We start from the raw sequence: 9,208 nt of genomic DNA, 5'->3' as shown, positions 1-9,208 counted from the left end.
CGGCCGCAGAGGCCCGCCCGCCGGCGGGGGCCGCCCTGCCGATGCCGGGCTTGCCGGGGGGCTTGCCCGTTGGAGGACCTGTCCCGGCCATGCTGCCCGCTCCCGGAACCGGTCAGGGCTTTCCGATGAACGGCATGGCGGGCTCCGGCGCCCAGCCCTTCGGCAACCGGATCGCCCCGCCCATCGGCCCCGGCAGCCCCGGACGCGGGCCGGTCTGGGCTTCGCACTTCCCGCCAGCCGGTCCGGGCAGCGCCGGGTTCGCTCCGCCGACCGGTTCAACCCCGGCTGGTGCAGGTCCGGCCGGCGGCCGGAGGACAGGTCCGACCCCAGCCGCGCGTCCGCCCATGATGATGCCCATGCCGGGCCTGTTCGCCGCCGGCGGAACCGCCGTATCCAGCCCGCCGGTCTCCCTCGCGCCGCAGGCCTTTGGACCGCTGCCCGATGGCCAGGGACCCCTGCCCCTGCCCCTCAGCGCGGGACCAAGGCCCCGGGCCTATGAGGGCCAGCGGCCGTCGACAGGTCTGACCGTCGTCCGGACCGCTTTCACGCCGCCAGCCCAGACCGATAGCCGGATCTTGGAGCCGACGCCCCGCCCCGAACCGGTCCTGACCCGCGAGACCCGGCAGGTGCAGACGCCTGTCCCCCTCGTCGCCCTGGTCGTGCCGGCCCCAGAGCCGACGGTCACCCGTGTCCCCGTCGTGGGAGCCGCCCGGGCCGTCACCGCCGCCGCCCCGCAGGCCGAGCCGGGTCGAACCGTCGCCGTGCCGGAGGCGCGGGGCCTCTTCGGTATCGCACCAGCCCCCTATATCGAGGGCGACTTCATCGCCGCCTATCGCGTGGCCCCGAACCGCTGGGTGACCCTTCGGACCCAGCCGGAAGGCTTTCCCAATGCCTGGCAGAAGCGGGTCATGCTGTGGTTTGCCATCTCGTTCGCCATCGTTGCGCCGCTGGGCTGGATCTTTGCCCGTCGCCTGGCCCGTCCCCTGACCGACTTCGCAGTCGCCGCCGAGCGCCTGGGCCGCCGGCCCACGGCCGAGAGCCTGGTGCTGGAAGGCCCCGCCGAACTCGGCCAGGCCGCCCGGGCCTTCAACCAGATGCAGGCCCGGCTGCGACGCTATGTCGAGGATCGCACCGGCATGATCGGCGCCATCTCGCATGACCTGCGCACCCCGCTGGCGCGGTTGCGGTTCCGCATCGAGCGGGCCTCACCGACCCTGCGCCGGGAGATGGCCCGTGACCTGGATCAGATGGAGGCCATGATCACCTCGGTCCTGACCTTCATGCGCGACAATGCTGAACCGGGCCAGCGACAGCGGGTCGACCTGCGCTCGATCATCGAATGCGCCGTCGACGACGCGGGGGTGATCGGGGCCGAGGTCCGTCTGGAGCCCGGCGGACCGGCCGAGGTCGAGGTCGATGTCCTGGGCATCCAGCGCGTGTTCGCCAATCTGATCGACAACGCGATCAAGTACGGAGTCCGGGCCAAGGTGCGCCTGTTCCCGGAGCACAACGAGATCGTTGCCGAGATCAGCGATCACGGCCCGGGCCTGGCCGATTTCGATCTCGACCGGGTATTCCTGCCGTTCTACCGCAGCGCCGAGGCGCGAAACTCGGGTCGGCAGGGTGTGGGGCTGGGCCTGTCGGTCTCGCGCTCGACCGTCCGGGCCCACGGCGGCGACATCCGCCTTCGCCGGGGCCAGACCGGCCTCGTCGCCGAGGTCCGCCTGCCGATGGCGGGGCGCGCGCCAGCCCCCAGAACCGTCGTTCGCCCGGCGGCTGTGACCTGACCGCAACAGACATGCGTTAGCTCGAAATGTGCTCGCAACATTCGTCAACCAGAAGGGCGGCGGTTTTGTAGCGTTGACCGCGTGGAGAGTTGGACTTGCAGACGACATTGACCCTGGTCTCGACAGGGAACCCGGCCCCCGGCCTGCGCCTGGCCCTGATGCTCGGCGTTTCGGCCCTGCTGCTGGCCAGCCCGGCCCTGTCCCAGCAGACCCGCGCCGCGCCCGTCGTCCAGGACGAGGAGACCGAGGTCGACGCCGTCACCGTTACCGCCAATCGCCAGCAGCCCGGCGCGGTGGTCGGTGACATTCCGCCTGAAATGCAGCTGACCCCGCGCGACATCCGGGCCTATGGCGTGTCCAGCGTCTCGGAGCTGATCAGCGCCCTGGAACCCCAGACCTCGACCGGACGCGGTGGCGCGGCCGGTGGCCGGCCGGTGATCCTGGTCAATGGGGCCCGGATCTCGAACTTCGCCGAGGTGCGCGACATTCCCACCGAGGCCATCGCCCGGGTGGATATCCTGCCCGAGGAAGTGGCCCTGAAATACGGCTACAGCGCCACCCAGCGGGTGGTGAACCTGGTCCTGCGCCGCCGTTTCAACGCCAAGACCTTCGAGGGGGCCTACAAGGCCTCCACGGATGAAGGCGGCGGCGACATCGTCGACCTGCGGGCCAACCTGCTGCGCATCCAGGGCGACAGCCGGATCCTGATGGACGGCAAGTTCACCAGCCAGAACCGGCTGCTGGAGACCGACCGCGACCTGGCCCAGCCGCGCAGCGATGCGAGCTTCCGGACCCTGGCGCCCGGCAAGACGACCGGCGACCTGAACCTGGTGCTCTCGCGCCCGCTCGGCAACGGCGTCTCGGGGACGGTCAATGCCAGCCTGGAAGCCAGCGACACCAACAGCTGGATCGGGCGCAACACCCTGGCCGGCAGAGCCCTGCAACGCGACTCGAGCACCCTGACCGGCCACCTCGGCGGCGGCATGGCCGGGGCCATCAAGGGCTGGCGCTGGACGGCGACGGCCAATGCCGAACAGGCCACCTCGGACAGCACGACCGAGCGCCTGATCTCCGGCCTCGGCTATCGCGACCGCTCCAAGTCGGTGACCACCTCGGCCGACACCCAGTTGGACCTCAACGGCACCCTGCTGCGCATTCCGGCCGGCGGGGTCTCGACCACGGTGACCGGCGAGCTGGAAACCCTGAAGCTGGACAGCGACTCCCAGCGGGCCGGCGTGGCCCGGTCGGCCAGCCTGTCGCGCGACTCCGGCAAGCTGCGCCTGAACCTCGACGTGCCGCTGACCAGCGTCCGCAATGATGTCCTGCCGTTCCTCGGCGACCTGTCGGCGAACTTCAACCTCTCCAGTGAGCAGCTGTCCGACTTCGGCAGCCTGACCAGCCTCGGCTACGGCCTGAACTGGGGTCCCAACAGCAAGATCCGGCTGATCGCCTCGGTCAGCCGTGACGAGGGCGCCCCCACCCTGTCGCAGATCGGCGATCCCGAGCAGCTTACCCCCGGCGTCCAGGTCTATGACTTCAAGCGCGGGACCGCCGCCGTCGTCTCGCAGCTGAGCGGCGGCAATGCGGCCCTCAAGGAACAGGAAGGCCGGGTCTTCAAGCTGGGCCTGAACCTCAAGCCGAACAACGACTGGACCCTGTCGTCGAACTATATCGACTCGCGGACCAGCGACCTGATCTCGAGCTTCCCGACCGGGACCAGCCAGATCGAGGCCGCCTTCCCCGACCGCTTCATCCGCGACGCCGGTGGTAACCTGATCCAGGTCGACAGCCGCCCCGTCAATTTTGACCGGCGCGACACCGAGGAACTGCGGACGGGCTTTACCTTCCGCAAGTCCTTCGCCCCGCCCGCAGCCGCGGGTCAGGGTCAGGGCCGCCCGTCCCAGGCCGGCCAGGGCGCGACGGCACCGGCCGGCGGCCAGGCCTCACGCCCGGACCAGGTCGGCCAGCCCGGCCAGAGCGCCGCCTCGGCCATTCCGGGCATGCCACCGCCCGAAGCGCCCCCGGGTGGCCAGGGCTTTGGCGGCGGCGGCTTCCCGGGCGGCGGCTTCGGCGGCCCGCCCGGCGGGTTCGGCGGTCGGGGTTTCGGAGGGCCGCCCGGCGGCACCGTCCTGCAGATCGGGCTCTACCACACGGTCAAGTTCCGCGACGAAATCACCATCCGGCCGGGCTTGGCCAAGCTGGACCTGCTGGACGGCGCGGCCGTCGGCTCGAGCGGCGGCACCGCCAAGAATCAGGTCGACCTGCAGGCCAACTTCTCGCGCAACGGCCTGGGCACTGCGCTGAACGCGCGCTGGCAGGAAGGCACCTCGGTGCGCGGCAGCGGCGCCAGCGGCTCGCAGGACCTGACCTATTCGGGCCTCACGACCGTCAATCTTCGCCTGTTTGCGGATCTGGGCCTGCAGCCGGCCCTTCGGGCCAACCCCTTCTGGCGCGGGGCCCGGGTCAGCGCCTCGATCGACAACCTGTTCGACGCCAAACAGAAGGTTCGGGCCGCTGACGGCTCGACCCCGATCACCTATCAGGAAGACTATCTTGACCCGCGCGGACGGACGGTCCGGCTCAGCTTCCGCAAGGTGTTCTTCACCTTCCCGGCACGCCCTCCGACGACAGCGGCCCGCCCGGCCGGCTAGAGCCCATGAGCGCCATCGGCTCTCCATGTCCGCGCAGGATGGAGAGCCGATGGGACCGCTATCATTGATATTGATCTTACCAGCATCATGATGTCATCTGACCAATGATGCGTATCGCGACAATGACCCTCGGCGCCCTGGCGCTGTCCGCCCTGCTGCTCACCCCGGCGCGGAGCGAAGAGATTCCGCGCCTGACCCGCCAGGGCGATGCGACCCAGCTGCAGGTCGACGGCAAACCCTTCCTGATCCTGGGCGGCGAGCTGGGCAATTCCACCGCCTCCAGCCTGCCCTATCTCGACCGGCAGTGGCCGACCCTGAAGGCGCTCGGCCTCAATACCGTGCTGGCCCCGGTTGAATGGGACCAGATCGAGCCGGTCGAGGGCCAGTTCGACTTCACGGTGATCGACGGGGTGATCCAGCAGGCCCGCGCCCACGACATGCGGCTGGTTCTGCTGTGGTTCGGCAGCTGGAAGAACAGCATGTCGACCTATGTCCCCGCCTGGGTGAAGCGTGACGGCACGCGGCTTCCGCTGGCCCGGTCGGCCGAAGGCCGGGTGCAGGAGATCCTCTCGCCCGTCGCCCCGGCCACCATGGCCGCCGATGCCCGGGCCTTCGCCGCCCTGATGGGCCACCTGAAGGCCGTCGACGGCGTGCAGCGCACGGTGCTGATGGTCCAGGTCGAGAACGAGATCGGCATGCTGCCATCGGCCCGCGATCACAGCCCCGTCGCCGAGGCCGAGTTCCGCAAGCCGGTCCCTGCGGCCGTGCTCAAGGCCCTCGGCAAGACCGGCCCGGGCTCCTGGGAGCAGGTGTTCGGCAAGGGCGACGCCACCGACGAGCTCTGGCAGGCCTGGGCCTTCGGGCGCTTTGTCGAGACCGTCGCCTCGGCCGGCCGGAAGGCCTATCCGCTGCCGATGTATGTCAATGCCGCGCTCAACAAGCCGGGCGTCGCGCCGGGCGGCTATCCCAGCGCCGGGCCCCTGCCCCACCTCTATGAGATCTGGAAGACCGCAGCGCCGTCAGTGTTCCAGGCCCCCGACATCTACTATCCCGACTTCACCCACTGGGCCGCGCAGTACGACCGGCCGGGCAATCCGCTGTTCATCCCCGAGGCCGATCGGGCGGGCAAGGTCGAGGCCCCGGCCAACGCCTTCTGGGCCTTCGGCCAGCATGACGCGATCGGCTTCTCGCCGTTCTCCATCGAAAATGTCGAGGACCCGGCGCGCAATCCGCTGGCCGGGGCCTATGGGCTGCTGCGCCAGCTGACACCGACCCTCCTGGCCCATCAGGGCCGGGGTACGATGCGCGGCTTCCGCCCGCCGGTCAGCTTCGACGGCAAGGTCGACGAGTCTCCCCAGACCCTGACACTTGGCGACTGGACCGTAAAGGTCAGCTTCGTCGATCCCTGGACCCCCAGGGACAAACAGACCTACGCGGCGCACGGCGGCCTGCTGATCCGGCTGTCGCCGGACGAGTTCCTGGTGGCCGGGTCCGGTGTCACCCTGACCTTCGGCGAGGGCGTGGGCCTCGAGAAGGTCACCGAGGGCCGGTTCGACGGCGAGCGCTGGATCGAAGGCCGCTGGCTGAACGGCGACGAGACCCATCAGGGGCGCCACGTCCGGCTGGAACCCGGTCGCTTTCAGGTCCAGCGGGTGAAGCTCTATCGGTATTGATCTCCCTTCCCCCTTGATGGGGAGGGGGTCTCACCTGCCGTTGGCATAGACGCCGAACATCACCCCGACAAAGCCTCCGGCCTTCCTGGTCGACAGCATCTCCCCATCCGCCCCGGCTTTCAGAACCGTCCAGGCCCCCGGCTTTAGGGCATAGGCGAAGTCGTACTGCCCGGTGCGGGCGGTGATCTTCAGATCCACCGGGCCGCTCGCCGGCAGCGGGACCTCGGCCACCACGACACCGTCGACCGGATCATTCGCCCCGGCCCGGCGCTCCAGCCGCACTACCCGCTGGCCGCCCTTGCCGACGACGCCGGCGAAATAGAAGACCTCGTCGCTCTGCAGGGCCGTCAGGCCCGCGCGATCGCCGTCTGCCCCGGGCGTGAAGTCGACGGTCACCTGGGCGGTGGCGTTGGTGTGCTGCTGGCGGCGGCCCCAGAACGAGGGCTGCTGGGTCAGCTTATCGGGGCGGGCTTTCAGGGTCAGGGCACCGTGGCCGACACTCCACCAGCGCTCGGCAGGGATGCGCAGGGTCATCCAATTGAGCGGCAGGTCAGGACCCGTGAACGTCTCCACCGCCGTGAAGGCTCCGGCGGTCGGCGGCGGCATGACCCTGGGCGCCGGCAGCCTGGGTGCCGGGGCCAGATAGGGGATGGTCTGGCCGTTCGGCAGGATCACCGGCCAGCCGTCTTTCCACTCGACCGGCAGCAGGAAGGTTTCGCGACCGGTATTGTAGAGATCATCGCCATAGGGCCGCACGGCCAGGAAGGTGGCCCACCACTGGCCGTCCGGCGTGTCGACAAGGTCGGCGTGACCCGCCGAGGTGATCGGCAGTGGACGGTCCCTGGGCAGACCGCGCTGGGTCAGGATCGGATTGTCGCCGTACGGAACATAAGGCCCCAGCACGGTCCTGGACCGCAGCACGACCTGGCTGTGCCCCTCGGCCGTACCGCCCTCGGCAGCGGTCAGATAGTACCAGCCGTCCTTTTTGAGGATGTGCGGCCCCTCGGGCCAGATCGGCTTGGTCGAGGGATCGACGCCCTTGTCCAGCAGCAGGGTGCGCGGGCCGATGATCGTCCGGGCCTTGGGATCATATTCCTGGATCCAGATGGCCCGATGGCCCTGGTACTCCGGCCGGCCGGGCGGCTCATCATTGTTGAGGATCCAGGCCCGGCCGTCGTCGTCGAAAAAGATCGAGGCGTCGATGCCACCCACGGTGGGCAGCCAAACCGGATCCGACCACGGGCCCCTGGGGTCCCTGGCCGTAATCAGGAAATTGCCCTGGCAGTCGACGCAGGTGTTGAGGATGTAGAACGTCCCCTCGTGCTCTTCGATGGTCGGGGCGAACACGGCGCGCGAGACGCCCAGGCGCTTGAAATCCAGCATGCCGGGGCGGTCGATGGCGTTGCCGATCTGCTCCCAGTGGACAAGGTCGGTGGAATGCCAGACCGGGATGCCGGGGAAGTAGGCAAAGGTCGAATTGACCAGATAGTAGTCGTCGCCCACCCGCGTGACGCTGGGATCGGGATAGAAGCCGTTGAGGATGGGGTTGCGGTACTGGTCCGGCGCGGCCGTGAACCGGGCGTCGACGGGATCGGCACCGGCATAGCTGAACTTCGTGAAGGTGGCCGTGTTCGGCGCGGGCGCGGCGGTCGCCAGGCTGGCCGAGAGGGCCAGGGCGAGCGCGGTCAGGGTCGGGTGGATCATCGGCTTACTCCACGAATTCGTCTTGGCCGCAACGCGCCCTCCTCCGCTCCGCATGGGCGGGAAGCCTGATCTCGCCCCCTCCTGCAACGGGGAGGTGGCACGCTGCGGCAATTACCGTGAGGGCGCGGCCCTGAACGCCGCCGCCGCCGCCTCGCGCAGGAGCTTGGGCTGACAGGCGTCGTCATAGAGGGTCGGGCGTTTGGGCTTCTTGTCTTCGCGCAGCCACTGGTCCTGCAGCCAGGAGTACTTGTCGACCATGCCCCAGGCCAGAACCTCCTTGGTCTGGCGGTAGGACAGCATCAGGTCGAGATAGGCCTTGCCATAGGCAGCCACGGCCGCGTCGCGGGCCGCGAAGTCGAGCGGCAGGCCCTTGTCGTGCACGTCGAACTCGGTGATCAGCAGGTCATAGCCCATGCCGGTCGCCTCATCGATGAAGGCCCGCCATTCCTTTTCCTGCGGCCGGCCAAAACCGGTGAAGGTGTCGGCGTTCTCGGCCCCGATATGGCTCTGGACACCCAGGGCATCGACGGGCGTTCCGCGCTTGCGGAAGCCTTCCAGCAGCTTGAGCACGCCATAGCGGTGCTTCTCGTTGCCGACTTCCCAGCTCATATAGTCGTTATAGACAAGGCGGGCCCTGGGCGCTGCGGCCCGGGCCGTGTGGAAGGCCAGGTCGAGGGTCTCGTGCTGGCCCAGAATGTCGGAAAAGACCGTCTTGCGGATCGCGCCGTCCGCCGGATCGACCGTCTCGTTGACCACGTCCCACGAGATCATCTGCGGATAGTGCTGGCAGAGCCGGTTGATGTGCTCGACCAGCATGGCCTCGGCGGCGGCCTTGGGCTGGGGCCCGAAGTCGTGGGTCTTGATCCAGCCCGGGAACCACTGCGGATGATGCCACAGCAGGGTGTGGCCGCGCAGGGCCTGGCCGTTGGCCTTGGCGAAGGCGGCAATGCGATCGGCCCGCGAGAAGTCAAACACCTGGGGTCCGGCCGCCCGGATCACATACCACTTCAGCTCGTTCTCGGGGACCAGCACGCCGCACTCCTGCGCCAGCAGGGCGCGGTAGCGGGGATCCTCGAACGAGCCGGTGATCGCACCCGGCGGTCCGGCCCCTACGGCGCTGCCGAACCACAGACCCTTCTCGCGCGCCAGTTTGGCCAGGGACGGCGAGGCAGGCGCTTCGGCGGCGAAGACCGGCGCTGCGGCCAGGGCCGCCGAAGCCGCTCCCAGGCCCAGGGCCCCACGACGCGAAATCAGGGAATTGGTCATAGCGGTCACCGTCTGCAGGCGAAAAAAGTTTCCGCGCACCGTTGGGGCGATGCGCGGAGGGGGACGCGTCACATTATTGCGGGCCTCCTGGAGGGAAAGGTCCGCTTTTCGGCTGTCTGCACCGGGG

The 9,208-nt window shown here is 69.2% G+C and carries 5 protein-coding genes; 3 read left to right on the top strand and 2 right to left on the bottom strand.

The genetic code is table 11. The features are described from left to right. From DBR10_RS13495 to DBR10_RS13480, 3 genes are all read left to right on the top strand, one after another. Nucleotides 1–1,787, top strand: a 1,787-nt coding sequence (locus DBR10_RS13495) for an ATP-binding protein (protein WP_108556423.1), incomplete at its 5' end; no start/stop codon positions are given. Between the two features lie 95 nt (nucleotides 1,788–1,882). Continuing rightward, nucleotides 1,883–4,438 (top strand): TonB-dependent receptor, encoded by a 2,556-nt coding sequence (locus DBR10_RS13485; protein WP_158272242.1) that lies wholly within the window; start codon nucleotides 1,883–1,885, stop codon nucleotides 4,436–4,438. Between the two features lie 122 nt (nucleotides 4,439–4,560). Further along, a complete protein-coding gene (locus tag DBR10_RS13480; protein WP_108505942.1) occupies nucleotides 4,561–6,111 on the top strand; it encodes a GH35 family beta-galactosidase in 1,551 nt (516 codons plus the stop codon). A gap of 30 nt (nucleotides 6,112–6,141) precedes the next feature. On the opposite strand, the gene DBR10_RS13475 is transcribed toward DBR10_RS13480, so the two are convergent. Both DBR10_RS13475 and DBR10_RS13470 read right to left on the bottom strand, forming a co-directional pair. Next, entirely contained in the window at nucleotides 6,142–7,815 is a 1,674-nt protein-coding gene (locus tag DBR10_RS13475) for a glycoside hydrolase family 43 protein (protein WP_108505941.1), read from the bottom strand. Nucleotides 7,816–7,926: 111 nt separating this feature from the next. After that, nucleotides 7,927–9,081, bottom strand: a complete 1,155-nt coding sequence (locus tag DBR10_RS13470) for an endo-1,4-beta-xylanase (RefSeq protein ID WP_108505940.1) — start codon at nucleotides 9,079–9,081, stop codon at nucleotides 7,927–7,929. Between the last annotated feature and the right edge of the window lie 127 nt (nucleotides 9,082–9,208).

This window comes from Caulobacter sp. HMWF025, from assembly GCF_003060965.1.
GTDB lineage: Bacteria > Pseudomonadota > Alphaproteobacteria > Caulobacterales > Caulobacteraceae > Caulobacter.
Note: the sequence above shows the minus strand (reverse complement) of the source record. Positions and strands in the feature narration are given on the sequence as shown.